The sequence below is a fragment of the Paracoccus sp. PARArs4 genome (genome assembly GCF_947311865.1).
GTDB lineage: Bacteria > Pseudomonadota > Alphaproteobacteria > Rhodobacterales > Rhodobacteraceae > Paracoccus > Paracoccus zeaxanthinifaciens.
On sequence record NZ_CAMZMW010000007.1, the window covers coordinates 125,261 to 149,597 of the forward strand.

Below are 24,337 nucleotides of genomic sequence, written 5' to 3' on the forward strand. Positions count from 1 at the left end.
CGCCGGACTACCAGAAGGGGACAGACCATGGACGCCAACCCGCGCATCGCCCGCCAGATCGCGACCGAGATCGGGGCAAGTCCCCAGCAGGTTCAGGCCGCGACGGAACTGCTGGATGGCGGCGCGACCGTCCCCTTCGTCGCACGGTACCGCAAGGAGGCGACGGGCGGTCTGGACGACACGCAGCTGCGCACGCTGTCCGAACGCCTGACCTATCTGCGAGAGATGGAGTCCCGCCGCACGGCCATCACCTCGAGCATCCGCGAGCAGGGCAAGCTGACCGACGATCTGGCCCGCCGGATCGCCGCCGCCGACACCAAGGCCGCGCTCGAGGACATCTATCTTCCCTACAAGCCCAAGCGCCGCACCAAGGCCGCGATCGCGCGCGAGAACGGGCTGGAGCCGCTGCTGGCGGCGATCCGCAACGCGCCCTCGGCCGATCCGGCATCGCTGGCGGGGGGCTTCCTGAATGCCAATGTCGAGACGACCAAGGCCGCGCTGGACGGGGCCCGCGACATCCTGGTCGAGGAGCTGTCCGAGAACGCCGAGGTGCTTGGCCCCTTGCGCGATTTCATGCGCCGCGAAGGGCGCATCGCCGCCCGCGTGGTGCCGGGCAAGGAAGAGGCGGGCGCCAAGTTCGCCGACTATTTCGACCATGCCGAGAAATGGTCCGACATCCCCGGCCACCGTGCGCTGGCGATCCTGCGCGCCGCCAAGGAGGAGATCGTCACCATCGACATCGCCCCCGATGCCGAGACCGGCGTCGCGCGGGCCGAGGGGATCGTCGCGCGCGGGCTGGGTCCGGTCGGGCAGGGGCCGGGTGCCGACTGGCTGCGCGGCGTCGCGGGCTGGTGCTGGCGCGTGAAGCTGTCGAACGGCATGTATATCGACCTGCTGACCGAACTGCGCCGCCGCGCCCATGAAGAGGCCATCCGCGTCTTCGGCCGCAACCTGCGCGATCTGCTGCTGGCCGCGCCCGCCGGGGCCAAGACGACCATCGGGCTGGATCCGGGCATCCGCACCGGCGTCAAGGTCGCCGTGGTCGATGCCACGGGTAAGCTGCTGGACACGACCACGATCTATCCCTTCCAGCCGAAGAACGACCTCCGCGGGTCCGAGGCTGCGCTGAGCGCCCTCATCGCGCGTCACGGGGTCGAACTGATCGCCATCGGCAACGGCACCGCCAGCCGAGAGACCGAGCGCATGGTCGCGGATATCCTCAAACGCCTGCCCAAGGGCGCGAAGGCGCCGACCAAGGTGGTCGTGTCCGAAGCCGGTGCCTCGGTCTATTCCGCCTCGGAACTGGCCGCGAAAGAGTTTCCGGGCCTCGACGTGTCGCTGCGCGGCGCGGTGTCGATCGCGCGCAGGCTTCAGGACCCGCTGGCCGAGCTGGTCAAGGTGCCGCCCCAGTCCATCGGCGTCGGGCAATATCAGCACGACGTGGATCAGCGCCACCTGTCCAAGGCGCTGGAGGCCGTGGTCGAGGATGCGGTGAACGCGGTCGGCGTCGATCTGAACACGGCCTCGGCCCCGCTTCTGGCGCATGTCGCGGGCCTGGGTCCGTCGCTGGCGCAGAACATCGTGGCCCATCGCGATGCGACCGGCGCCTTCCCGTCGCGCAAGGCGCTGAAGAAGGTCGCGGGTCTCGGGCCGCGCGCGTTCGAGCAATGCGCCGGCTTCCTTCGCATCCGCGACGGCGAAGAGCCGCTGGACGCGTCCGCCGTCCACCCCGAGGCCTATGGCGTAGCACGCGGCATCGTGAAGGCCTGCGGCCGCGACCTGCGCCAGCTGATGGGCGACGCCAAGGCCGTGGCCAGCCTGCGCCCCGAGGATTTCGTGACGACCGATTTCGGCTTGCCGACCATCCGCGACATCCTTGCGGAACTGGAAAAGCCGGGCCGCGACCCGCGCCCCGCCTTCGTGACCGCCAGCTTTGCCGACGGGGTCGAGGAGATCACCGACCTGCGCCCCGGCATGATGCTGGAAGGTACCGTGACCAATGTCGCAGCCTTCGGCGCCTTCGTCGATATCGGGGTGCATCAGGACGGCCTGGTCCATGTCAGCCAGCTGGCCGACCGCTTCGTCAAGGACCCGCACGAGGTGGTCAAGGCGGGCGACGTGGTCAAGGTCCGCGTGACCGAGGTGGACGTCCCGCGCAAGCGCATCGGCCTGTCGATGCGCAAGGATGGCGGCGATGCGCCCAAGGCTCAACGCGGCGGCAAGCCCGCCCATGCCCCGAAGCCGCAGCGCGGCCCGGCCCCGAAACCCGAGCAGGGCGCATTCGGCGCGGCCCTTGCCGATGCCCTGAAGCGCCGCTGAGGATCACGTGATGCAAGTAGGCGACCCCAATGCGACCGCACCCTGGCTGGAGGATGCGATGCACCGCGCCTTCCTGGTCCATGACGCGAAACGCGCGCTGGATTTCTTCGACCGCTCGGCCCGCCAGGGGGCAGGGTTCCATGTCCTGGATCTGAAAGGTGCCCCCCAGGCATCGCAGGTGCAGGAGATCCATACGACGACGCGGCTGGTCCATTCCTATGCGCTGGCCTTGCTGGCGGGGCGGCCCGACCGCGCCGGGATCATCGACAGGGGCATGGATTTCCTCTGGTCGCATCACCGCGACGCGCAGCATGGCGGTTACCTGTGGGGGCTGGACGACGGCATCCCGATGGACCGCCCGAAGCTGGCCTATGGCCATGTCTTCGTGCTGCTGGCGGCATCCAGCGCGAAGCTGGCGGGGCATCCCGATGCCGACCGCCTGCTGACCGACATCACCGAGGTTCTGGACCGCCACTATTGGGACGACGGGGCCGGGCTGTTCCCCGACGAGTTCACGCGCGACTGGCAGGTCTTTTCCGGCTATCGCGGGATGAACGCGAACATGCACGGGGTCGAGGCGCTTCTGGCCGCGCACGAGGCCACGGGCGAGGCGGTCTTCCTGGACCGTGCGGGCCGGATCCTGCGTTTCTTCATCGCGGGGCAGGCCGCATCGCATGGCTGGCGCATCCCCGAGCATTACCACGAGGATTGGAGCCCGGACACCGCCTATGCCGGCGATCCGATGTTCCGTCCGGCAGGCACGACCCCCGGCCACAGCTTCGAGATGGCCCGCCTGCTGCTGCAATGGTGGGATGCCGCAGGTCGCCCGGCGGGGGATGCCGTCGCCCAGGCGCGTGCGCTGGTCGATACCGCGCTGGCCGATGCCTGGAACCCCGCGCAGGGCGGGCTTGCCTATACGCTGCAGATGGATGGCGCGGTGGACATCGCCGACCGCTACTGGTGGCCCGTGACCGAGGCGATCGGCGCGCTGGCGGCCCTGCAGAAGGTCGATCCGACCGATCAGACCGAAGCCTGGTATCGCCGGATGTGGCAATTCGCCGCCGAGCGGTTCATCGACCAAGACCACGGCGGATGGTTCCCCGAGATCGGCCCCGACGACCGTCCGCAGGTGACGCAGTTCGCGGGAAAACCCGATATCTATCATGCGCTTCAGGCCGATCTTCTGCCCCTTGCGCGCGGCCTGTCCGCACAGGCGTCCGATCTGTCCCGGACACAACCTTTGCGGGATTGATCTTTTTTTGCCGGGGGGAATTGCCTTGACAGGTCGTCCCCTCGGCTGCGATCCCCAATGGACGCCTGTGGCGATCCTGCGCGGCGGTCATGAAAGACGCCCCCCAATGAACATGCTCGAAGCCAATCACGCGGCGCGCGACCTTCTTGCGGGGGTCGAGGGCGGGTTTGCGCTCTCGGTCCTCGACAGCTCGCCCGACTGCATCAAGATCCTCGACCGCCATGGCCGTCTGGTCTTCATGAACCGCAACGGCATGTGCGCGATGGAGATCGCCGAGTTCGGCGCGGTGGCGGACCGTCCCTGGCCGTCGCTCTGGCCTGCCGAATCGCATTCCCTTCTGGAGGGCGCGATCGAGGCCGCCCTGCATGGCGAGACCCGCATCTTCGAGGCGTTCTGCCCGACCGCCCTGGGCAAGCCGCGGTGGTGGCACGTGACCGCGGCCCCGATCAGGGGCACGCACGGCATCGACAACATCCTCGTGACCTCTCGCGACATATCCGAGCTGGTCGGCGCCCGAGAGGCGCTGCGCGCCGAGGTCGCCGCCAAGGAGGACGCGCTGCGCCGCCAGAAGCTGCTGCTGGGAGAGATCGACCACAGGGTGAAGAACAGCTTTGCCGCCGTGATGGGCCTGTTGCGGATGCAGGCGCGCAGGCATCGCGACGACGCATCAGGGCAAGCGCTGACGGATGCCGCCACGCGGATCGCGACGCTGGCGCGTGTCCATGACCAGCTGCATCTGGATCCCGGTGCGCCGGACCTGCCGCTGATCGACTATGTCGGCGCGCTTGCCAGCGATCTGGGGCAGGCGCTGAACGCGCGGGTGGAAATGGGGCACACGCCCGCCTCGACCCTGCGGGTCAGCGCGACGCAGGCCGCGGGCATCGGGCAGGTGCTGGCCGAGCTGGTGGGCAATGCGGTCAAGCATTCCGGTGGCCACCGGCGGGCGCGCGTGGTGATCTGCCTCGACCTGGTGGGCGACGGATTGTCCATGAAGGTCTGCGACAATGGCCCCGGTCTGCCCGAGGGGTTCGACCCCGCCGCGCAGGACGGGCTGGGAATGCAGATCTGCCTGACCTATGTCCAGCAGATGCAGGGGCGGCTGGAACATGGCCGCTCGGATCTGGGCGGCGCGATGTTCCGCGCGGTCATCCGCCCCGAGCCTGTCGCGACCCATTGACATGCCGGGCCTTCGGGTCCATCTGGCCGCCTTTCCCACCGTTTCGGAAGGAGCTGCGCGATGCGCATGGTGATCGACGTCACGCTCGACTATCGGCTGTCGCTGCCGGGCACGGCCATCCTGATGATCGAGCCCGCCTCGACCGCGGGCCAGACCGTCGAGAATTGCGAGGTCGAGTTCGGTTCCCCCTCGTTGATCGTGCGCCGCGACGCGGACGAGGGCATCGGCGAACGCCTGATCGTGGATGTCGACGACCGTCTCAGCTGCCGCCTGCGCGCCGAGGTTTCGGTGGACCGGCCCCGCGTCGCGCTGGCCTCGCTTCCCGCGACGCCGCTGGTCGCGCTGCCCGCCGAGGCGCTGCGTTACCTGATGCCGTCGCGATATTGCGAGGTCGAGCGGTTCCTGCATTTCACCTCGACCCGTTTCGCGGGCCTGACCGGCGGGGCGCTGGTCAAGGCGATCGAGAACTGGATCCAGCGCAACATGGAATACGTCCCCGGCGTCAGCACGACCGAGACGACGGCAGGGGACAGCTTCCTCGACCGGCGCGGGGTCTGCCGCGACTATGCCCACCTGATGATCGCGATGTGCCGCGCCATGCAGATCCCGGCGCGCATCGTCAGCGCCTATGGCTCCGAGGTGAACCCGCAGGATTTCCATGCCGTGGTCGAGGTGTTCCTGGACGGCGCGTGGCACCTGGTCGATCCGACGGGAATGTCCGATGCGGACAGGCTGGCCGTGATCGCGGTCGGGCGCGATGCGACGGACGTGGCCTTCCTGACCACGACCGGCCCCGCACAGCTGTCCAAGCTGCGCGTCGCCGTCAGCTGATCGCCAGAAGGATCAGCAGCACCCCGGCCAAAGCGACGGCCCTGCGATAGATGCGCAGGGCTCGCGCCAGATCCTCGGCCTGCGGGTCGCGGGCCGCCTCGTTCAGCCATGGCTCTTCCGCGATGCGGTCGGCATAGACGCGCGGCCCCGACAGGCGCACCCCGAGCGCGCCGGCCATCGCGGCCTCGGGCCAGCCGGCATTGGGCGAGCGGTGCTTGCCCGCGTCCCGCAGCACGATCCGCCCGCCCTTGCCGGACACCGCGACGAACAGCAGCGCCGTCAGCCGCGCGGGGATCAGGTTCACCAGATCGTCCAGCCGCGCGGCCACGCAACCGAAGCGTTCATGGCGCGGCGTCCTGTGCCCGATCATCGAATCCAGCGTGTTGATCGCCTTGTAGGCCGCGATCCCAGGCAGACCCGCGACCGCCGCCCAGAACAGGGGCGCGATCACGCCGTCGCTTGCGTTCTCGGCCAGGCTCTCGGTCGCGGCGCGCGCCAGCGTCGGCTCGTCGGCGCGGGTGACGTCGCGCCCGACGATCATCGAGGTCGTGTGCCGCGCCGTGGCCAGATCGCCCTGCGCCAGCGGCCGCATGACCGCCGCGACGTGATCGTGAAGCGACCGCGAGGCGACCAGCGGCCATGCAAGAACCGCTGCGACCCAAGGCCCCAGCAGCGATTGCAGCACCATTGCCGGAAGGGCTGCCGCCAGCACGGTCAGCGCGACGGCCAGCGCCCCCTTGGCGTGCCGGTGCGGCCCCCTGTTCAGGCGGTCGTCCAGCGCCGAGATCAGGCGCCCCAGCCAGATCACCGGGTGCCCGATCCGCCGAAGCGCGGCATCCGGCCAGCCGATCGCGACGTCGATCAGCAGGGCGATCGCGGCCAGCGCGCTCATGCTGTCAGGTTCGACAGCTCGACCGCCCAGTCGTCGCCGTGGCGCGTCAGGATGGTCAGGGACAGGGGCGCGACGCGAAACGACAGGGCCGACGGCCCGACAACCATCGCCAGCGCCGAACGCACCGTGCCCGCATGCGCGACGACCACGGTATCGCCGCTCAGCGCTCGCAACGCAGGCTGGACGCGGGCGCACATGTCGTCGAAGCTCTCTCCGCCCTCGGGGCGGTGACGGGCCAGCTGGGCGGGGGGCAGGGCGCCCAGATCGGGCAGCTGGTCGAAGGGCAGCCCTTCCCACGCGCCGTAATCCTGTTCCCACAGCGTCTCGTCGGTGCGGTGCGACAGCCCAAGCGTCGTCGCGGTCTTGACGCAGCGCAGCGCGGGGCTGCTGACGGTCGCGGCACCCGCCATCCGTCGGGCGACCGCCGCGCGCATTGTGGCAAAGGCCGCGTCGTCCGTGCAATCGGCGTCCACGTCGCGGCGTCCCGCCAGCCTGCCGCCGTGCAGCGGGGGTGCATGTCGAATGATGGCCAGTCGCATCGAGTGATCTCCTTTCGGCCTGTCTGTCGTCGCGGTCCGGGCTTGGCAAGCCCGCTTGACGGAATATCCCGACGGGCGCAGCCTTGGACTTGACGCGGCGAGGGGTGGCGCTGTAGGAAATGAACAAGTGTTCAATAACGGCTTGGGAGGGCCCGCCATGTTCACGCGGGGGATGGAATTCGATCTGGGCGAAGACGTGAATGCGCTGCGCGAGATGGTGCACCGCTGGTCGCAGGACCGCGTCGCGCCGATCGCCGCCGAGGTCGACCGCACCAACGCCTTTCCGAACGACCTGTGGACCGAGATGGGCGAGCTGGGCCTTCTGGGCATCACCGTCGCCGAGGAACATGGCGGCAGCGGCATGGGCTATCTTGCGCATGTCATCGCGACCGAGGAGATCGCGCGGGCCAGCGCGTCCGTCAGCCTGTCCTATGGCGCGCATTCGAACCTGTGCGTGAACCAGATCAAGCTGAACGGCACCGACGAACAGCGCGCGCGCTATCTGCCGGACCTGTGCAGCGGCAAGGCGGTCGGCGCGCTGGCCATGTCCGAGGAGGGCGCGGGCAGCGACGTGGTCGGCATGAAGCTGCGGGCGGACAAGAAGAACGACCGCTATGTGCTGAACGGCAACAAGTATTGGATCACCAACGCCCCCGATGCCGATACGCTGGTCGTCTATGCCAAGACCGACCCCGATGCGGGCAGCAAGGGCATCACCGCCTTCATCGTCGAACGTGGCATGAAGGGTTTCAGCACCGGACCGCATTTCGACAAGATGGGCATGCGCGGATCGAACACGGGCGAGCTGATCTTCGAGGATTGCGAGATCCCCTTCGAGAACGTTCTGGGCGAGGAGGGGCGCGGCGTCCGCGTCCTGATGTCGGGGCTTGATTACGAACGCGTCGTGCTGTCGGGCATCGGCACCGGCATCATGGCCGCGTGCCTGGACCAGGTGCTGCCCTATGTCGCGGAACGCAAGCAGTTCGGCCAGCCGGTCGGGTCCTTCCAGCTGATGCAGGGCAAGATCGCGGACATGTATGTCGCCCTGAACACCGCCCGCGCCTATGTCTACGAGGTCGCGCGCGCCTGCGACACGGGCCGCGTGACGCGGCAGGACGCGGCGGGTGCGGTCCTCTATGCCAGCGAACAGGCGATGGTGCAGGCGCATCAGGCGGTGCAGGCGCTCGGTGGGGCGGGCTTCCTTAACGACAGCGTGGTCAGCCGCCTGTTCCGCGACGCCAAGCTGATGGAGATCGGCGCAGGCACCAGCGAGATCCGCCGGATGCTGATCGGCCGGGAACTCATGGGCCTCGTCTGATGGATTTCAGCGGCATCCCCGATTGGCAGGCCATGCGTGAGGGGTTCCGTTGGGACTTTCCGGCGCGGCTGAACATGGCCGACCAGTGCCTGTCGCATCCGGCCTCGCGGCTGGCGATCCTGGAATACGGGGCGACGCCCGCACGCGTGAATTTCGGGCGGCTGACGGCCATGACCGACGATCTGGCGCATCTGCTGGCGGCAGGTCGCGGCGATCGCGTGGGCGTCCTGCGCACGCAATCGGCCTGGACCGCCGCCGCCCATCTGGCGATCTGGAAATCGGGCGCGATCTCGGTCCCGCTGTTCAAGCTGTTCGGCCCCGATGCACTGGCCCTGCGCCTGCGCGATGCGGGCGTGCGCACCGTCATCGCCGACCCCGAGGGGCGCGAGATGCTGCGCGACTTCCCCGACCTGAACGTCATCGTCCCCGAGGACGGCGTGCCGGATGCCGGGCGGTTCGCCTCGGTCGATACGGGGCCGAACGACCCGGCCGTGCTGATCTATACCTCGGGGACGACCGGCGCGCCCAAGGGGGCGCTGCACGGGCATCGCTGCCTGACGGGGCATCTGCCGGGGGTCTGTCTCAGCCATGATCTGCTGGGCCAGCCGAACGACATGATCTGGACGCCCGCGGATTGGGCCTGGATCGGCGGGTTGTTCGACGTGGCGATGCCCGCGCTGGCGCTTGGCGTGCCGCTGGTGGCCGCGCGTGCGGGCAAGTTCGATCCGCAGGCCGTCGCGGGCATGATCGCGGAATGCGGCATCCGCAACGTGTTCTTCCCGCCGACCGCACTGAAGATGCTAAAGGCGTCGGGCATCCGCATCGGTGGCCTTCGCAGCGTCGCGTCGGGGGGCGAGACTCTGGGCGCCGAGATGCTGGACTGGGGCCGCGAGGCTCTGGGCCTGACCATCAACGAATTCTACGGCCAGACCGAATGCAACATGGTCGCCACCTCGGCCTCGTGCCTGTTCCCGGTGCGCCCCGGCGCGATCGGACGTGCCGTGCCGGGCTTCGACATCGCGGTCGTGAACGATGACGGCACCCCCGTCCGGTCCGAGGGCGACATCGCCATCCGGCGCGGTGCGGGCAGCATGATGCTCGAATACTGGAACCGTCCGGATGCCACCGCCGAGAAGTTCTGCGGCGACTGGATGCTGACCGGCGATCGCGGCGTGATCGAGGACGGCTATATCCGCTTTGTCGGGCGCGACGACGACGTGATCACCAGCGCCGGCTATCGCATCGGCCCGTCCGAGATCGAGGACTGCCTGCTGCGCCACCCCGCCGTCGCGCAGGCGGGCGTCGTGGGCAAGCCCTGTCCGACGCGCACGCAACTGGTCAAGGCCTATGTCGTCCTGCGTGACGGGTATGCGGCCTCGGACGCGCTGGCCGCCGAATTGCAGGACCATGCCAAGCGCCTGAGCGCGGCACATTCCTATCCCCGAGAGATCGCCTTCATGGAGACGCTGCCGATGACCGTGACGGGCAAGGTGATGCGCCGCGAGCTGCGCAAGCTGGCCGAGGCCGAATGAGGACGCTTGCGTTGATCCTGGCCCTGATGCCGCTGCCCGCGCTGTCGCAGACGGTGCCGGTGGATGCGGCTTCGGTGGCGTCCTGCCGTGACGGCGCTGCGCATGGGGATGTCGCGCCCGACTGCATCGGCCTGGCCGCGCAGGCCTGCCAGCGGGCCCATTCCCAGCCCGACACGACCCTTGCCATCAGCCAGTGCTTGATGGCCGAGGCCGCCGCCTGGGACGATCTTCTGAACGACGAATACAACGCCTTGCGCGATGCACGCCCCGCGCAGGCCGATACGCTGCTGGACGCGCAGCGTGCATGGATCGCGCTGCGCGATGCGGATTGCACCATGGCCTATGACATCCACAACGGCGGTTCGATGCGGGCGATCGCCGCCGCCGATTGCCAGTTGCGCCACACCGCCATCCGGACCCTGCAGCTGCGCGACATGCAGCCGAACTGACGCCCGATCGGAGAACGCCCATGAAGTTGAACAGCAACGCCCTGACCGGCTCGGAGACGTTCGAGGCCAACCGCAAGGCGCATCTTGCCCTGATCGAACAGACCGCCGAGGCCGCGCGCCTGGCCGCCGCGGGCGGCGGTCCCAAGGCGCAGGAACGCCATGTCGGGCGGGGCAAGATGCCCCCGCGCGAACGTGTCGCGAACCTGCTGGACCCCGGCAGCCCCTTCCTTGAGATCGGCGGCGTCGCGGCGCACGGGATGTATGACGGCGCGGCCCCCTGCGCGGGCGTGATCGCGGGCGTCGGGCGCGTCCACGGCCAGGACGTGATGGTCGTGGCGAACGACGCGACGGTGAAGGGCGGCACCTATTACCCGCTGACCGTCAAGAAGCACCTTCGCGCGCAGGAAATTGCCGAGGAATGCCATCTGCCCTGCGTCTACCTGGTCGACAGCGGCGGCGCGAACCTGCCCAACCAGGACGAGGTCTTTCCCGACCGCGACCATTTCGGGCGCATCTTCTACAACCAGGCCAGGATGAGCGCGAAGGGCATTCCCCAGATCGCCGTCGTGATGGGCTCCTGCACGGCAGGCGGCGCCTATGTGCCCGCCATGTCCGACGTGACGATCATCGTGCGCGATCAGGGCACGATCTTCCTGGCCGGTCCGCCGCTGGTCAAGGCCGCGACGGGCGAGGTCGTGTCCTCCGAGGATCTGGGCGGGGGCGACGTGCATACCCGCCTGTCGGGCGTCGCGGATTACCTGGCCGAGGATGACGCCCATGCGCTGGCCCAGGCCCGCCGCGCCATCGCCAGCCTCAACCGCCGGATGCCCGACACGGTGAACTGGCAATCCCCCGAGGATCCGGCCTATGACCCCGACGAGATTCTGGGCGTCGTTCCCGCTGACCTGCGCACCCCCTATGACATCCGCGAGGTGATCGCGCGGACCGTCGACGGCAGCCGCTTCGACGAGTTCAAGGCGCGCTTCGGGGAAACGCTGGTGACGGGCTTCGCGCATGTGAAGGGCTGCCCGGTCGGCATCGTCGCGAATAACGGCGTGCTGTTCTCCGAGGCCGCGCAGAAGGGCGCGCATTTCGTCGAACTGTGCAGCCAGCGCGGCATCCCGCTGGTGTTCCTGCAGAACATCACCGGCTTCATGGTCGGCCGCAAATACGAGAACGAGGGCATCGCCCGCCACGGTGCCAAGATGGTCACCGCCGTCGCCACGACCAACGTGCCCAAGATCACCATGCTGGTCGGCGGCAGCTTCGGCGCGGGCAATTACGGCATGGCGGGGCGGGCCTATTCGCCGCGCTTCCTGTGGACCTGGCCCAACAGCCGCATCAGCGTCATGGGCGGCGAACAGGCCGCGGGCGTCCTTGCGACCGTCAAGCGCGACGGGATCGAGCGGCAGGGCGGCACCTGGTCCCCCGAGGAAGAGGCCGAGTTCAAGCGCCCCACCATCGAGATGTTCGATCGCCAGTCGCACCCGCTCTATGCCTCGGCGCGGCTGTGGGACGACGGCATCGTCGATCCGCGCAAGACCCGCGACGTGCTGGCCCTGTCCCTGCGTGCCAGCCTGAATGCCCCAATCGAGCCGACGCGCTTCGGCCTGTTCCGGATGTGAGGCCGCCATGTTCGACAAGATCCTGATCGCGAACCGGGGCGAGATCGCCTGCCGCGTCATCGACACCTGCCGCCGGATGGGCGTCGCGACCGTCGCCGTCTTTTCCGATGCCGACCGCGATGCCCGCCATGTCGCCATGGCCGACGAGGCCGTCCATATCGGCGGTCCCGCACCCGCCGACAGCTATCTTCGCGGGGATGCCATCATCGAGGCCGCCCTGGCGACCGGCGCGCAGGGCATCCATCCCGGATACGGCTTCCTGTCAGAGAACCCCGATTTCGTCGATGCGGTGCAGGCGGCGGGGCTGGTCTTCATCGGTCCGTCCGCCGATGCGATCCGCGCGATGGGCCTGAAGGATGCCGCCAAGGCGCTGATGGAGAAGGCGGGCGTGCCGGTCGTTCCCGGCTATCACGGGGCGGAACAGGACGCGGCGCATCTGGCGCAGCAGGCGGGCGACATCGGTTATCCGGTGCTGATCAAGGCGGTTGCGGGCGGCGGTGGCAAGGGCATGCGCCGAGTCGATGCCCCCGAGGGTTTCGCCGACGCGCTGCGATCCGCCCAGTCCGAAGCGAAGGGCGCCTTCGGCAACCCCGCCGTCCTGATCGAGAAATACGTCCTGCAGCCCCGCCATATCGAGGTGCAGGTCTTCGGGGACGGCATCCGCGCCGTGCATCTGTTCGAACGCGACTGTTCCCTGCAGCGCCGCCACCAGAAGGTGATCGAGGAAGCACCGGCCCCCGGCATGACCCCCGAGATGCGACAGGCCATGGGCGACGCCGCCGTCCGCGCCGCCGAGGCCATCGGCTACAAGGGGGCGGGCACGATCGAGTTCATCGTGGATGGCAGCGACGGTCTGCGCCCCGATGGGTTCTGGTTCATGGAGATGAACACCCGCCTTCAGGTCGAGCACCCCGTAACCGAGGCGATCACCGGCGTGGACCTGGTCGAATGGCAGCTGCGCGTCGCCAGCGGCGAGGATCTGCCCGCCCGCCAGTCCGATCTGTCGATCCGCGGCCATGCCTTCGAGGCCCGGCTCTATGCCGAGGATGTCCCGGCGGGCTTCCTGCCCGCGACGGGTCAGCTTGCGCATCTGGACTTCCCCGCAGGCGCGCGGATCGAGACAGGCGTGCGGACCGGCGACCGGATCAGCCCGTGGTACGATCCGATGATCGCCAAGGTCGTCACCCACGGCCCGACCCGTGCGGCCGCGATGCAATCGCTGGATCGCGCGCTGACCCGGACCGAGGTTGCGGGCTCGGTCACGAATCTCGATTTCCTGATCGCGCTGACGCGTCACGCGGGCTTTCGGGCTGGGGATGTCGATACCGGCCTGATCGAGCGCGATCTGGATGCGCTGACCGCGCCCTGCGATGCGGATGCCGCGGCGATTGCGCTCGCCGTGATCGGGCTTGCGGGCCTGGATCTGCCGGACGCGGAATGGGGCGCGACGCTGTGGCAGCCCCTGCGCCGCCGTATCGGCTGGCAGGGCGGCGAGGCAGTGCTGGAGGTTCTGGCCCGCGATCATGCGCGTGTCACCATCGACGGCACCGCCCGTGACGTCACCCGCGCCGGTGGCCGCTGGCTGGTCGATGGCGCGGCCCGTCCCGATGCGATCCGCCATTTCGACGGGGGCATCGGCGTCTTCGGTCAGGCGACGCTGATCCTGATGGCCGAGGACCCGCTGGACCGACAGGGGGCCGCCGATGGCGGCGACGGGCTGACGCGATCGCCGATGCCAGGGCTGGTCCGCGCGATCCACGTGTCGGCGGGGCAGGCGGTCGCGGCGGGCGACCGGCTTGCCATCCTCGAGGCGATGAAGATGGAACACACCCTGACCGCCGCCCGCGACGGCATCGTGGCCGAGGTTCTGGCGACCGAGGGCCAGCAGGTCGAGGCCGGCGCCCCGCTGATCCGGCTGGAGGATGCCGATGGCTGATCCCGTCGAGATATTCGAGATGGGCCCGCGCGACGGGCTGCAGAACGAGAAGCGCCTGATCCCCGCGCAGGACAAGATCGCGCTGGTGGATACGCTGTCGCGCGCGGGCTTCCGCCGGATCGAGGTGACCAGCTTCGTCAGCCACAAATGGGTGCCGCAGATGGCCGATGCGGCGCAGGTGCTTGCGGGCATCAGGCGGCAGCCGGGCGTGTCCTATGCCGTGCTGACACCGAACATGCAGGGCTATGACGCGGCGCGGCAGGCGCGGGCCGATGCGGTCGCGATCTTCGCCAGCGCGTCCGAGGGGTTCAGCCGCGCCAACCTCAACGCCTCGATCGACGAGAGCCTTGCGCGGTTCCGTCCCGTGGCCGAGGCCGCACGCGCGGACGGCATCCCCCTGCGCGGCTATGTCAGCATGGTGACCGACTGTCCCTTCGACGGGCCGACGGATCCGGGCGCGGTGGCCCGCGTCGTGGACGAACTGATCGCGATGGGCTGTCACGAGATCAGCCTGGGCGACACGGTGGGGCGCGGCACCCCCGAACGGATCGACGCGATGCTGGCCTCGGTGCTGTCCGTCGCACCGCCCGAACGGCTGGCGGGCCATTACCACGACACCGGCGGCCTTGCGCTGCAGAATATCGAGGTCAGCCTGGAACGCGGGCTGCGGGTCTTCGACGCGGCAGTGGGCGGGCTGGGCGGCTGCCCCTATGCGCCCGGCGCGGCGGGCAATGTCGCGACCGAGGCCGTCGCCGCAAGGCTGGCCGAACTGGGCCACGACACCGGGCTGGACCCGGCAATCCTGAACGAGGCTGCCGCCCTTGCGCGCGGCATGAGGGGGGCAGAGCATGCCTGAGACGATCCGTATCCAGCACGACGACCGCGGCGTTGCGACCCTGTGGCTGGCCCGCCCCGAGAAGCACAATGCCCTGTCGCGGCAGATGCTGGACGAACTGACCGAGGCCGCGACCGCGCTGGCCGCCGATGACAGCGTCCGCGTGGTCGTGCTGGCCGCCGAGGGGCCCAGCTTCTGCGCAGGCGGCGATCTGGCGTGGATGCGCCAGCAGATCGACGCGGATGCCGCCACGCGACGCGCCGGCGCCCATGCGCTGGCGGGAATGCTGTCGGCGCTGAACCTGCTGCCCAAGCCGCTGATCGCGCGTGTGCACGGCAATGCCTTCGGCGGCGGGGTCGGGATGATGGCGGTCAGCGACGTGGCGCTGGTCGCGGACCAGGCGCGCTTCGGCCTGACCGAGGTGAAGCTGGGCCTGATCCCCGCCACCATCGGCCCCTATGTCATGGCCCGCATGGGCGAGGATCGCGCGCGGCGGGTCTATTTCTCGGGGCGGCTGTTCGACGCGGCCGAGGCGCGGGACCTGAACCTTGCGACGCGTGTGCTGCCTGCCGGGGATCTGGACGCGGCGGTCGAGGCCGAGATCGCGCCCTATCTTCTGGCCGCCCCGCGCGCGGTCGCTGCCGCCAAGGCGCAATGCCGCGCGCTTGGGCCGCGCATCGACGCGCAGGTGATCGAGGACAGCATCGACCGGCTTGTCGCCACGTGGGAAGACCCCGAGGCGGTCGAGGGGATCACGGCCTTCTTCGACAAGCGCGCCCCAAGCTGGCAGAGCTGAGGCGGACATGAAAAGGCCCGCCGCGCGGAACGCGGCGGGCCTTTCGTCATCTTCCGAAGATCACATGCCCTGGTACAGCGGGAAGCGCGCGCAAAGCTCGGTCACTTCGTTGCGCACCTTTTCCTCGACCGCGGCATTGCCTTCCTCGCCATTGGCGGCAAGGCCGTCCACGACCTCGACGATCCAGCGGGCGATCTGGCGGAACTCGGGCTCGGCGAAGCCGCGGGTGGTGCCAGCCGGTGCGCCCAGGCGGATGCCCGAGGTCACGAAGGGCTTTTCAGGGTCGAAGGGCACGCCGTTCTTGTTGCAGGTGATGTGCGCGCGGCCCAGGGCGGCCTCGGTCGCCTTGCCGGTCACGCCCTTCGGACGCAGGTCGGCCAGGCACAGGTGGTTGTCGGTGCCACCCGAGACGATGTCGATCCCGCCCTTCATCAGCTCATCCGCCATGGCGGCGGCGTTCTTGACGACCTGCGCGGCATAGTCCTTGAACTCGGGGCGCAGGGCCTCGCCGAAGGCGACGGCCTTGGCGGCGATCACATGCATCAGCGGACCGCCCTGCAGACCGGGGAAGACGGCGCTGTTGATCTTCTTGGCGATGTCGGCGTCGTTCGTCAGGATCAGACCACCGCGCGGGCCGCGCAGCGACTTGTGCGTGGTCGAGGTGACGACATGCGCATGGGGCAGGGGCGAGGGGTGCTGACCGCCCGCGACCAGACCCGCGATGTGGGCCATGTCCACCATCAGGTATGCGCCGACCTCGTCCGCGATGGCGCGGAAGGCGGCCCAGTCCCAGACGCGGCTGTAGGCGGTGCCGCCCGCGACGATCAGCTTCGGCTTGTGCTGGCGCGCGGCCTCGGCGATGGCGTCCATGTCCAGCATCTGGTCCTGCTGGCGCACGCCATAGCTGACGACGTTGAACCACTTGCCCGACATGTTCACGGGCGAACCGTGGGTCAGGTGACCGCCCGAGTTCAGGTCCAGGCCCATGAAGGTGTCGCCCGGCTGCAGCAGCGCCAGGAATACGGCCTGGTTCATCTGGCTGCCGCTGTTGGGCTGGACGTTGGCATATTCGCAGCCGAACAGTTCCTTGGCGCGTTCGATCGCCAGGTTCTCGGCGATGTCGACGAACTGGCAACCGCCATAGTAGCGCTTGCCCGGGTAACCCTCGGCGTATTTGTTGGTCAGGACCGAGCCCTGAGCCTCCATGACGGCGCGGCTGACGATGTTTTCCGATGCGATCAGCTCGATCTCGTCGCGCTGGCGGCCCAGTTCCTGGGTGATGGCGCGGGCGATCTCGGGGTCGCGGGTTTCAAGCGTTTCGGTGAAGAAGCCAGTGTCGCGGGTCGGGGCGTTCATGTCGCGCGTCCTTTATGGCTGTGGGCTGCAGATGGGGCGCGTTCTAGCGCAAGGTTCGCGTTGCGGAAAGTGACAAAACGACCCGCCATGCGCAGGGGGCGACCTCGACAGGGGTTGTCATCGCGAAGATGCCGTCCGATGCTTCGCCACTGCGAACCGGGGGACAAGACGGGCAGATGACGCGGAAGATCCATTTCACCGCCAGCCAGGCCGAGGCCGCGCTGATGGCCCATGAACGGCTGGAAGCACGCTATGGCTCGGTTCCGCTGCCCGAGGCTGATGTCGTCGTGGCACTTGGCGGGGACGGTTTCATGCTGCAGACGTTGCACGCGATGAAGGGGCGGAACCTGCCGGTCTATGGGATGAACCGCGGCACGGTGGGCTTCCTGATGAACAACTTCTCCGAGGAAGGGCTGCACGAACGCCTTGCCGCGGCCGAGGAGACGGTGATCAACCCCCTGCGGATGCGCGCGACCTGCGGGGACGGCATCTGCCACGAGGAGCTTGCCATCAACGAGGTCAGCCTGCTGCGCCAGGGTCCGCAGGCCGCCAAGCTGCGCATCCATGTCGATGGCCGCCTTCGGATGGAGGAGCTGGTCTGCGACGGCGCGCTGGTCTCGACCCCTGCCGGTTCGACGGCCTACAACTATTCCGCGCATGGTCCGATCCTGCCCATCGGGTCCGAGGTTCTGGCCCTGACGGCCATCGCCCCCTTCCGTCCGCGTCGCTGGCGCGGCGCGCTGATCCCCAAGGCCGCCCGCGTCACGGTCGAGGTCCTGAACCCCGCCCGCCGACCCGTCATGGCGGATGCCGACAGCCGTTCGGTCCGCGACGTGATCAAGGTCGATATCGAGAGCGTGCCAACCATCGCCCACCGCCTGCTGTTCGACAACGGGCACGGTCTGGACGAACGGCTGCTGCGCGAACAGTTCGTCTAGGGGGATCAGCCCGCGCAGATCTGCTGCAATGCCAGCCATTGCTCATCCGTCAGAATGCTTCTGGCGGGTGCGGGATCGTTCTGGATCAGCGACATGACGCTGGCGCCGGTCGGGTCGATGGATCGGGCATAGGGGGTGGTCGGGACGCCCTTGGCGGCGAAGACCTGCGGCAGACCATCGAAATCGGGGCGCGGCAGCGGCTCGGCAAGGATCTCGGCGCCATAGCCGGGAACCGAGCCCTCGGGGACGGTGCCGATGGTCATCATGCGCAGGCTGGTCAGAAGCCCCGCATGGCGCAGCGCGTCCAGCGTAACCGGCTCGGGGTTCTGCGCCTGCTGCGCGGCAAGAAGATGCCCGGCGGCCGCCTCGGGGCCGTTGCTGGCAAGCAGCATGTCCTCGCCCATGACATAGATGTCGCCGGGCAGGCGGCGCGCGCCGTTCAGCGGGCCGGGGATGACGAAGATCTGCGCGTTCTCGCCCAGAAGCCGGGGGGCCAGCCAATCCAGAACCTGCTGGCCGGTCTTGCGGCGGCAGACCGCGCCGCCGCTGCGCGACAGGTCGTGCAGCACCGCCATGCCGACCGCCTGTGCCTGCGCGGGGGGCGCGATGCGGGCGGCGTGCCGGATCAGCGCGTCGGGCAGCCACATCGCCCCCGCCACGCCGATCCCGATGATGGCCATGATCAGCAGCAGCGCGCCCCGCAGCCTTCCGGGACGAGAGCGGTGATTGGCGATTGCCCGCTGCACGCGCTCGATCGCCTCGATCATCAGCGGATCGTCGATCTCGACCGTCTCGTCGCGATCGACCGATGAGGGGGTATAGGATGCGGGCAGCTTGCCCGGGTTCAGCCGCGTCACCGCAGGCAGCGACCAATGGGTCAGCGGACGGTCGGTCGTAGGCTCCATCAGCGTCAGCGTCGCTTCGCCAAGGGACACGATCACGTCGCGCGCGTCCTTCGCATTCGTGGCACGCCACGATCCCTGCGCCTCGAGCCGCTGGAATTCCGTCAAGGCAGTCATGGTCGAAGGTCGGCTCTGGAACTGAAGGTCACAGTGCCGACCATAGCGTTGCCGCCAGCCGCGTCAATCGGGCGTGTCAGTCCATCGTCTCGGCGATGCGCATGCCCTTTTCGCGCGCAAGGACGCGCATGCGCTCCTGCAGCTTCTCGAAGGCGCGGACCTCGATCTGGCGAATGCGTTCGCGGCTGACATTGTAGCGGCCCGACAGGTCTTCCAGCGTCATGGGATCGTCGCGCAGGCGACGCTCCATCAGCACGTCCTTCTCGCGGTCGTTCAGCACGTCCATCGCGGCGATCAGCATCTGGCGGCGCGTGTCCAGCTCCTCGCTCTCGGCATAGGCGTCGGCCTGGTTGGCGTCCTCGTCCTCCAGCCAGTCCTGCCACTGGGCCGAACTGTCGCCATCGCTGGCGCCGACCTGGGCGTTCAACGACGCGTCACCGCCCGACAGGCGGCGGTTCATGTCGATGACTTCCTGTTCGGTCACGTTCAGATCGTTCGCGATCTGGGCGACGTTCTCGGGGCGCAGATCGCCGTCTTCCAGCGCGCCGATGCGGGATTTCGCCTTGCGCAGGTTGAAGAACAGCTTCTTCTGCGCGCTGGTCGTGCCCATCTTCACCAGCGACCAGGACCGCAGGATGTATTCCTGGATCGAGGCGCGGATCCACCACATCGCATAGGTCGCAAGGCGGAAGCCCTTCTCGGGATCGAAGCGCTTGACCGCCTGCATCAGGCCGACATTCGCCTCCGAGATGACCTCGGCCTGCGGAAGGCCATAGCCGCGATAGCCCATCGCGATCTTGGCGGCCAGCCGCAGGTGGCTGGTCACCAGCCTGTGCGCGGATTCGCTGTCCTCGTGATCGGCCCATGCCTTGGCCAGCATGTATTCCTCTTCGGGTTCCAGCAGGGGGAACTTGCGGATCTCCTGAAGATAGCGGTTCAGGCCCTGTTCGGGACTCGGGGCCGGAAGGTTGCCATAATTTGCCATGATGCTTGCCTTTCCCAGAGACCGTCGAACGCCATGCGAAACCCGCCGGTTCCGCAGGACCGGTCCGTGGCGGGCAGCCGCATGGGGTCAATTCTGACGCCTGCGGCAGGGGATGTCATCTGGGGATCGCTCACATCCGCGTCAAGATGTCTGGCGCAGCGCCTCAAGAAGTCGTTGCATATCATCGGGAAGCGGGCTGTCGAAGGCCATCTGCCGACCGTCCACCGGATGGGTGAACCCCAGATGCGCCGCGTGCAGCGCCTGGCGACGGAATGCCGCAACCTCGGCGGCGGCGGGGCCAAGCGCCTTGGTCGATGCCTTGCGCGCACCGCCATAGACCGGATCGCCGATCAGCCCCAGGCCGGCATGGGCCATGTGGACGCGGATCTGGTGGGTGCGCCCGGTTTCCAGCCGACATTCGACCAGCATCGCCGTGGGCGGGGTGCCGAAGGCCTCCAGCAGGCGCGCCCGGGTGACGGCGTGGCGGCCCTTGTCGAAATAGACCGCCTGCTTCTGCCGGTCGGAAGGGTGGCGGGCAAGGCCGGTGGTGATCTTGAGGACGGCGCCATCCTCGAAATTCGTGCCGCGGGTGCCGCGCAGGCGCGGATCGGCGGGGTCGATGATGCCATGCGCCAGCGCCAGATAACGGCGGCTGGCGGTATGCGCCTCGAACTGGGCGGCAAGGCCGTGATGCGCGCGATCCGATTTCGCGACGACCAGCAACCCCGAGGTGTCCTTGTCGATGCGGTGCACGATGCCGGGGCGCTTCTCTCCTCCGATGCCCGACAGCGATTCGCCGCAATGCGCCAGCAGCGCGTTGACCAGCGTGCCCGAGGGGCTGCCGGGGGCGGGGTGGACGACCATTCCGGCGGGCTTGTCGATCACGATCAGGTCATCGTCCTCGTGGACGACGACAAGCGGGATGGCCTCGGGCCGGGTCTCGACCTCTTGCGCGGGTTCGATGGCGATGCGGAAGACCTGCCCCTCGGAGACGCGGGCCTTGAGATCGGTGACGACGCCTTCGGGGCCGCTGACGGCACCGCCGGCGATCAGGCGGGCAAGGCGCGACCGCGACAGGGCGGCTTCCTCTGGCACCGCGACGGCAAGCGCCTTATCAAGCCGCTCGGGCGGGTTTGCCGGAATGATGACATCAAGGTGCGACATGAGGGACGAGGATACCGATTGGAAGGACGCGGCGAAAGCCGTCCCCGAGCTGCGCTGGCTGAAGGCGCTGGTCACGGGGCTGACGCTGGTCATGGGATTGGGAATGATCGCGGTCGTCGCGATGCTGTGGGTGCGGCTGAACCAGCCTGCGCTGCCCGAACTGCCCGACGACATCGCGCTGCCCGAAGGGGCCGCACCTGCCGCCGTCACCTTCGCCCGCGACTGGATCGTCGTCGTCACCGACGCGGGCGAGGTGCTGCTGTTCGACCGTGCAGGCGCGCTGCAGGACCGGATCGCGCCTTAGGCCTCGGGCTTGCCTTCCAGCGCGTCCAGCCGTGCCTTCAGCTCGGCATTCTCGGTGCGGGCCTTGATCGCCATCTCGCGGACGGCCTCGAATTCCTCGCGCGTCACGAAATCGCGTTCGGCCAGCCAGCGGTCGATCCAGCCCTTCATGGCGGTCTCGGCCTCGGAGCGGGCGCCCTGCGCCACGCCCATGGCGTTCGTCATCAGCTTGGACATGTCGTCGAAGAAGCGGTTCTGGGTGGTCATGGGCGTCAAGTTCCCTGTATTGGCTTTGGCCCTATATGGCCGCCATCGTGGCGGGGTTCAATGTTGACATGCCCTGCTGCGACACTAGCGTGCGCGCCGAATTGCACCGCCCCTTCGATCCCGAGGCCACATGATCCCCTTTCCCGACATCTCGCCCGAGATCTTCACGATCCAGCTTGGCGGTTTCTCGTTCTCACTGCGCTGGTACGCGCTGGCCTATATCGCGGGGCTGATCCTGGGCTGGCAGCTGATCGTCGCCATGATGCGCAGGCCCGCGATCTGGGGCGGCACTCCGCCGATGCAGGCCGACAAGGTGGACGATCTGCTGACCTGGGTGATCCTGGGCGTGATCCTGGGCGGCAGGCTGGGCTTCGTGCTGTTCTACGAGCCTGCATACTACATGGCGAATCCGGGCCAGATCCTTCAGGTCTGGCAAGGCGGGATGAGCTTCCATGGAGGCTTCGCGGGCGTCATCCTTGCGACATGGATCTATGCCCGCCGCAACGGCATTCCCGTCATGCGCATCGCGGATGCGATGGCGGTCGTCGCGCCGATCGGGCTGTTCTTCGGGCGGGTCGCGAATTTCATCAACGCCGAGCTGTGGGGCCGTCCGACCGATCTGCCCTGGGGCGTGATCTTTCCGGGGCAGGCCGCGCAGTCCTGCCCTGGGATCGAGGGGCTTTGCGCGCGCCACCCCAGCCAGCTGTACGAGGCAGGGCTTGAGGGCCTGCTGCTGGGCCTGATCCTGTGGGGGCTGGTCCGCATGGGCGCGCTGCGCCGTCCGGGCACCGCCTTCGGCGTGTTCCTGCTGGGCTATGGCCTGGCGCGCATCTTCGTCGAGCTGTTCCGCGTGGCCGATGCGCAGTTCATCACGCCCGACAATCCGCTTGGCCATGTGATCGGCGGGCCGGTGATCGGCCTGACGATGGGGCAGGTGCTGTCGCTGCCGATGGTGGTGATCGGCCTGGCGCTGATCCTGTGGGCGCGGTCGCGCCCCCCCGTCGCCGCATGACGCCGCTGGCCGAACAGATCGCGATGCGCATCCGCGCGACGGGGCCGATGCCGCTGCCGGAATACATGCGCATCTGTCTTCTGGACGGCCGTCACGGATATTACGCCACCCGCGATCCCTTCGGTCGGGCGGGCGATTTCACCACCGCCCCCGAGATCCACCAGATCTTCGGAGAGCTTTGCGGCCTTGCCCTTGCGCAGGCCTGGATGGACCAGGGCAGCCCCGCGCCGTTCACCTTGGCCGAGCCCGGCCCTGGGCGCGGCACGCTGATGGCCGACATGCTGCGCGCGATCCGGCTGGCCCCCGGCATGTCCGAGGCTGCCCAGGTCGCGTTGATCGAGGCCTCGGCCCATCTGCGCAAGGTCCAAGCGCAGCGCGTGCCTAAGGCCACGCATCTCGACAGCGTCGAGGATTTGCCTGCCATCCCGTTGTTCCTGATGGCAAATGAGTTCATCGATGCGCTGCCCATCCGGCAGTACCAGATGGGCGCTGACGGCTGGCACGAAAGGCTGGTCGGCCTGTCCGACGTTGGCACCCTTGCGATGGGACTGGGGCCTGTGGTCCCGCTTGGCCGCAAGGGCCGCCCCGGAGATATCGTCGAGGAATGCCCCGAAGGCGTGGCTGCGATCCGCAGCATCGCCTCCCGCATCGCCGCGCATGGCGGCGCCGCGATCATCGTCGATTACGGCGGCTGGAACGGGTATGGCGACAGCTTCCAGGCGCTGCGCGACCATGCCCCCGAGGATCCGCTGGCCAATCCCGGCCTGGCCGACCTGACCGCCCATGTCGATTTCGCGCCGTTGGCCGCCGCCGCGCTGGACGCGGGCGCGCAGGTGTCTCGACCGATCCACCAGGGCGACTGGCTGCAGCTGCTGGGAATCGAGGCCCGCGCAAATGCCCTGACCCGCGCGGGCGACGCCGGGGCCGCCGCCGCGCTTCACCGCTTGACCGACCCGCAGGAAATGGGTCACCTGTTCAAGGCAATCGCGATCTGGCCGAAGGGGGCACCCGCGGTCCCCGGCTTTACCCCGCTGGAGTGACATGCAGACCACGCTTGAAATCCTGACCCACCCGCTGCTGGAAGGCACGCGCCACGGCTTCTTCACCCGCAAGGGGGGCGCGTCGTCGGGCCTGTTCGCGGGCCTCAATTGCGGCAGGCGATCCTCCGACCAGTCCGAGATGGTGCAGGTGAACCGCGCCCGCGTCGCGCAGGCGATGGGCGTGCCGGAAGCGGGGCTTGCGACCGTAAAGCAGGTGCATTCGCCGGACGTGGTCACGCTGGACGATGCGGCCGATCCGGTCGCTACGCGCGATGTCCAGGCGGACGGAATCGTGACCGCGCGTCGCGACGTGGCGCTGGCGGTGCTGACGGCGGATTGCCAGCCGATCCTGCTGGCGGATGCCGATGCGGGCGTGATCGGTGCCTGCCATGCAGGCTGGCGCGGGGCCATCGGCGGCGTGATCGAATCCACGGTGGAGGCGATGCGCGCCCTTGGTGCGACCCATATCCGCGCGGTGATCGGACCGACGATCTCGCAGGCGAATTACGAGGTGGGGGACGAGTTCATGGACGAGTTCCTGTCCCTCGATCCAGACAGCGAACGCTTCTTCGCGGGCGGTCCGAACGGCAGGCCGATGTTCGATCTGCCCGCCTTCGGACTGATGCGCCTGCGACAGGCGGGCGCGACAGCCGAATGGTCGCGCCACTGCACCTATGCCGATCAGGACAGGTTCTTCAGCTATCGCCGTTCCACCCATGAAGGGCAGGCCGATTACGGGCGGCTGATCTCGGCCATCGCGCTTGGCTGAGGCA

23 protein-coding genes are annotated in these 24,337 nt (G+C 68.6%); 16 read left to right on the plus strand and 7 right to left on the minus strand.

Going from position 1 to position 24,337, the window contains the following annotated elements:
• Positions 1–27: 27 nt before the first annotated feature.
• The 4 genes from QMZ16_RS07840 (at position 28) to QMZ16_RS07855 (ending at position 5,579) form a co-directional block, all read left to right on the plus strand.
• Complete coding sequence (locus tag QMZ16_RS07840; RefSeq protein ID WP_282602813.1) at positions 28–2,319, plus strand: Tex family protein; 2,292 nt, start codon at positions 28–30, stop codon at positions 2,317–2,319.
• Between the two features lie 10 nt (positions 2,320–2,329).
• The gene (locus tag QMZ16_RS07845; protein WP_282602814.1) at positions 2,330–3,571 is read left to right on the plus strand and encodes an AGE family epimerase/isomerase; all 1,242 of its coding nucleotides are present in this window, start codon (positions 2,330–2,332) and stop codon (positions 3,569–3,571) included.
• 106 nt (positions 3,572–3,677) lie between these two features.
• Positions 3,678–4,748: a PAS domain-containing protein gene (locus QMZ16_RS07850; protein ID WP_282602815.1), complete on the plus strand. Its 1,071-nt coding sequence runs from the start codon at positions 3,678–3,680 to the stop codon at positions 4,746–4,748.
• Between the two features lie 60 nt (positions 4,749–4,808).
• Positions 4,809–5,579, plus strand: coding sequence for a transglutaminase family protein (locus tag QMZ16_RS07855; RefSeq protein ID WP_282602816.1), 771 nt, complete (start codon positions 4,809–4,811; stop codon positions 5,577–5,579).
• On the opposite strand, the gene cbiB is transcribed toward QMZ16_RS07855, so the two are convergent.
• Both cbiB and QMZ16_RS07865 read right to left on the minus strand, forming a co-directional pair.
• Positions 5,572–6,471: an adenosylcobinamide-phosphate synthase CbiB gene (cbiB, locus tag QMZ16_RS07860; RefSeq protein WP_282602817.1), complete on the minus strand. Its 900-nt coding sequence runs from the start codon at positions 6,469–6,471 to the stop codon at positions 5,572–5,574. The two genes, QMZ16_RS07855 and cbiB, sit on opposite strands and share 8 nt — an antisense overlap.
• Positions 6,468–7,010, minus strand: coding sequence for a histidine phosphatase family protein (locus QMZ16_RS07865; RefSeq protein ID WP_282602818.1), 543 nt, complete (start codon positions 7,008–7,010; stop codon positions 6,468–6,470). The genes cbiB and QMZ16_RS07865 overlap by 4 nt, the downstream gene beginning before the upstream one ends.
• A 157-nt stretch (positions 7,011–7,167) precedes the next feature.
• On the opposite strand from QMZ16_RS07865, the gene QMZ16_RS07870 reads away from it, so the two are divergent.
• From QMZ16_RS07870 to QMZ16_RS07900, 7 genes are read left to right on the plus strand one after another with little or no spacing between them, the layout of a single operon-like run.
• Complete coding sequence (locus tag QMZ16_RS07870; protein ID WP_282602819.1) at positions 7,168–8,328, plus strand: isovaleryl-CoA dehydrogenase; 1,161 nt, start codon at positions 7,168–7,170, stop codon at positions 8,326–8,328.
• Positions 8,328–9,860, plus strand: coding sequence for an AMP-binding protein (locus QMZ16_RS07875; protein WP_282602820.1), 1,533 nt, complete (start codon positions 8,328–8,330; stop codon positions 9,858–9,860). The genes QMZ16_RS07870 and QMZ16_RS07875 overlap by 1 nt, the downstream gene beginning before the upstream one ends.
• Positions 9,857–10,309 (plus strand): lysozyme inhibitor LprI family protein, encoded by a 453-nt coding sequence (locus QMZ16_RS07880; protein WP_282602821.1) that lies wholly within the window; start codon positions 9,857–9,859, stop codon positions 10,307–10,309. Before QMZ16_RS07875 ends, QMZ16_RS07880 begins: the two co-directional genes overlap by 4 nt.
• Positions 10,310–10,329: 20 nt before the next feature.
• A complete protein-coding gene (locus QMZ16_RS07885) occupies positions 10,330–11,934 on the plus strand; it encodes a carboxyl transferase domain-containing protein (protein WP_282602822.1) in 1,605 nt (534 codons plus the stop codon).
• Positions 11,935–11,941: 7 nt separating this feature from the next.
• On the plus strand, positions 11,942–13,870 hold the full coding sequence (locus tag QMZ16_RS07890; RefSeq protein ID WP_282602823.1) for an acetyl/propionyl/methylcrotonyl-CoA carboxylase subunit alpha: 1,929 nt from the start codon (positions 11,942–11,944) through the stop codon (positions 13,868–13,870).
• Positions 13,863–14,726, plus strand: a complete 864-nt coding sequence (locus QMZ16_RS07895; protein ID WP_282602824.1) for a hydroxymethylglutaryl-CoA lyase — start codon at positions 13,863–13,865, stop codon at positions 14,724–14,726. Before QMZ16_RS07890 ends, QMZ16_RS07895 begins: the two co-directional genes overlap by 8 nt.
• Positions 14,719–15,501, plus strand: a complete 783-nt coding sequence (locus QMZ16_RS07900; protein WP_282602825.1) for a crotonase/enoyl-CoA hydratase family protein — start codon at positions 14,719–14,721, stop codon at positions 15,499–15,501. Before QMZ16_RS07895 ends, QMZ16_RS07900 begins: the two co-directional genes overlap by 8 nt.
• A gap of 60 nt (positions 15,502–15,561) precedes the next feature.
• Here QMZ16_RS07900 and glyA read toward each other — a convergent pair whose 3' ends face one another.
• Complete coding sequence (gene glyA, locus QMZ16_RS07905; protein ID WP_022707982.1) at positions 15,562–16,857, minus strand: serine hydroxymethyltransferase; 1,296 nt, start codon at positions 16,855–16,857, stop codon at positions 15,562–15,564.
• 176 nt (positions 16,858–17,033) lie between these two features.
• Between glyA and QMZ16_RS07910 the strand changes: the two genes are divergently transcribed.
• Complete coding sequence (locus QMZ16_RS07910; RefSeq protein ID WP_282602826.1) at positions 17,034–17,795, plus strand: NAD kinase; 762 nt, start codon at positions 17,034–17,036, stop codon at positions 17,793–17,795.
• Positions 17,796–17,800: 5 nt separating this feature from the next.
• Here the strand turns inward: QMZ16_RS07910 and QMZ16_RS07915 are convergent, their stop codons facing one another.
• From QMZ16_RS07915 to QMZ16_RS07925, 3 genes are all read right to left on the minus strand, one after another.
• Positions 17,801–18,814, minus strand: coding sequence for a hypothetical protein (locus QMZ16_RS07915; protein WP_282602827.1), 1,014 nt, complete (start codon positions 18,812–18,814; stop codon positions 17,801–17,803).
• A gap of 76 nt (positions 18,815–18,890) precedes the next feature.
• Positions 18,891–19,799 (minus strand): RNA polymerase sigma factor RpoH, encoded by a 909-nt coding sequence (rpoH, locus tag QMZ16_RS07920; protein ID WP_022707979.1) that lies wholly within the window; start codon positions 19,797–19,799, stop codon positions 18,891–18,893.
• Between the two features lie 141 nt (positions 19,800–19,940).
• Complete coding sequence (locus tag QMZ16_RS07925) at positions 19,941–20,963, minus strand: RluA family pseudouridine synthase (RefSeq protein ID WP_282602828.1); 1,023 nt, start codon at positions 20,961–20,963, stop codon at positions 19,941–19,943.
• Between QMZ16_RS07925 and QMZ16_RS07930 the strand changes: the two genes are divergently transcribed.
• The gene (locus QMZ16_RS07930; protein ID WP_022707977.1) at positions 20,962–21,267 is read left to right on the plus strand and encodes a DUF6476 family protein; all 306 of its coding nucleotides are present in this window, start codon (positions 20,962–20,964) and stop codon (positions 21,265–21,267) included. The genes QMZ16_RS07925 and QMZ16_RS07930 overlap by 2 nt on opposite strands.
• Here the strand turns inward: QMZ16_RS07930 and QMZ16_RS07935 are convergent.
• Positions 21,264–21,512 (minus strand): accessory factor UbiK family protein, encoded by a 249-nt coding sequence (locus QMZ16_RS07935; protein ID WP_282602829.1) that lies wholly within the window; start codon positions 21,510–21,512, stop codon positions 21,264–21,266. The two genes, QMZ16_RS07930 and QMZ16_RS07935, sit on opposite strands and share 4 nt — an antisense overlap.
• A gap of 130 nt (positions 21,513–21,642) precedes the next feature.
• Here QMZ16_RS07935 and lgt point away from each other — a divergent pair, with 130 nt between their 5' ends.
• The 3 genes from lgt to pgeF are packed head-to-tail and all read left to right on the plus strand — an operon-like array spanning position 21,643 to position 24,333.
• The gene (gene lgt / locus QMZ16_RS07940; protein ID WP_282602830.1) at positions 21,643–22,524 is read left to right on the plus strand and encodes a prolipoprotein diacylglyceryl transferase; all 882 of its coding nucleotides are present in this window, start codon (positions 21,643–21,645) and stop codon (positions 22,522–22,524) included.
• Entirely contained in the window at positions 22,521–23,564 is a 1,044-nt protein-coding gene (locus QMZ16_RS07945) for an SAM-dependent methyltransferase (protein WP_282602831.1), read from the plus strand. The genes lgt and QMZ16_RS07945 overlap by 4 nt, the downstream gene beginning before the upstream one ends.
• 1 nt (position 23,565) lies before the next feature.
• Positions 23,566–24,333: a peptidoglycan editing factor PgeF gene (pgeF, locus tag QMZ16_RS07950; RefSeq protein ID WP_282602832.1), complete on the plus strand. Its 768-nt coding sequence runs from the start codon at positions 23,566–23,568 to the stop codon at positions 24,331–24,333.
• Positions 24,334–24,337 lie beyond the last annotated feature (4 nt).

Coding starts and splice junctions, on each gene's coding strand:
- QMZ16_RS07840 (WP_282602813.1), top strand. CDS start 28: ATGGACGCCAACCCGCGCATCGCCCGCCAGATCGCGACCGAGATCGGG.
- QMZ16_RS07845 (WP_282602814.1), top strand. CDS start 2,330: ATGCAAGTAGGCGACCCCAATGCGACCGCACCCTGGCTGGAGGATGCG.
- QMZ16_RS07850 (WP_282602815.1), top strand. CDS start 3,678: ATGAACATGCTCGAAGCCAATCACGCGGCGCGCGACCTTCTTGCGGGG.
- QMZ16_RS07855 (WP_282602816.1), top strand. CDS start 4,809: ATGCGCATGGTGATCGACGTCACGCTCGACTATCGGCTGTCGCTGCCG.
- cbiB (WP_282602817.1), bottom strand. CDS start 6,471: ATGAGCGCGCTGGCCGCGATCGCCCTGCTGATCGACGTCGCGATCGGC.
- QMZ16_RS07865 (WP_282602818.1), bottom strand. CDS start 7,010: ATGCGACTGGCCATCATTCGACATGCACCCCCGCTGCACGGCGGCAGG.
- QMZ16_RS07870 (WP_282602819.1), top strand. CDS start 7,168: ATGTTCACGCGGGGGATGGAATTCGATCTGGGCGAAGACGTGAATGCG.
- QMZ16_RS07875 (WP_282602820.1), top strand. CDS start 8,328: ATGGATTTCAGCGGCATCCCCGATTGGCAGGCCATGCGTGAGGGGTTC.
- QMZ16_RS07880 (WP_282602821.1), top strand. CDS start 9,857: ATGAGGACGCTTGCGTTGATCCTGGCCCTGATGCCGCTGCCCGCGCTG.
- QMZ16_RS07885 (WP_282602822.1), top strand. CDS start 10,330: ATGAAGTTGAACAGCAACGCCCTGACCGGCTCGGAGACGTTCGAGGCC.
- QMZ16_RS07890 (WP_282602823.1), top strand. CDS start 11,942: ATGTTCGACAAGATCCTGATCGCGAACCGGGGCGAGATCGCCTGCCGC.
- QMZ16_RS07895 (WP_282602824.1), top strand. CDS start 13,863: ATGGCTGATCCCGTCGAGATATTCGAGATGGGCCCGCGCGACGGGCTG.
- QMZ16_RS07900 (WP_282602825.1), top strand. CDS start 14,719: ATGCCTGAGACGATCCGTATCCAGCACGACGACCGCGGCGTTGCGACC.
- glyA (WP_022707982.1), bottom strand. CDS start 16,857: ATGAACGCCCCGACCCGCGACACTGGCTTCTTCACCGAAACGCTTGAA.
- QMZ16_RS07910 (WP_282602826.1), top strand. CDS start 17,034: ATGACGCGGAAGATCCATTTCACCGCCAGCCAGGCCGAGGCCGCGCTG.
- QMZ16_RS07915 (WP_282602827.1), bottom strand. CDS start 18,814: ATGACTGCCTTGACGGAATTCCAGCGGCTCGAGGCGCAGGGATCGTGG.
- rpoH (WP_022707979.1), bottom strand. CDS start 19,799: ATGGCAAATTATGGCAACCTTCCGGCCCCGAGTCCCGAACAGGGCCTG.
- QMZ16_RS07930 (WP_022707977.1), top strand. CDS start 20,962: ATGAGGGACGAGGATACCGATTGGAAGGACGCGGCGAAAGCCGTCCCC.
- QMZ16_RS07925 (WP_282602828.1), bottom strand. CDS start 20,963: ATGTCGCACCTTGATGTCATCATTCCGGCAAACCCGCCCGAGCGGCTT.
- QMZ16_RS07935 (WP_282602829.1), bottom strand. CDS start 21,512: ATGACCACCCAGAACCGCTTCTTCGACGACATGTCCAAGCTGATGACG.
- lgt (WP_282602830.1), top strand. CDS start 21,643: ATGATCCCCTTTCCCGACATCTCGCCCGAGATCTTCACGATCCAGCTT.
- QMZ16_RS07945 (WP_282602831.1), top strand. CDS start 22,521: ATGACGCCGCTGGCCGAACAGATCGCGATGCGCATCCGCGCGACGGGG.
- pgeF (WP_282602832.1), top strand. CDS start 23,566: ATGCAGACCACGCTTGAAATCCTGACCCACCCGCTGCTGGAAGGCACG.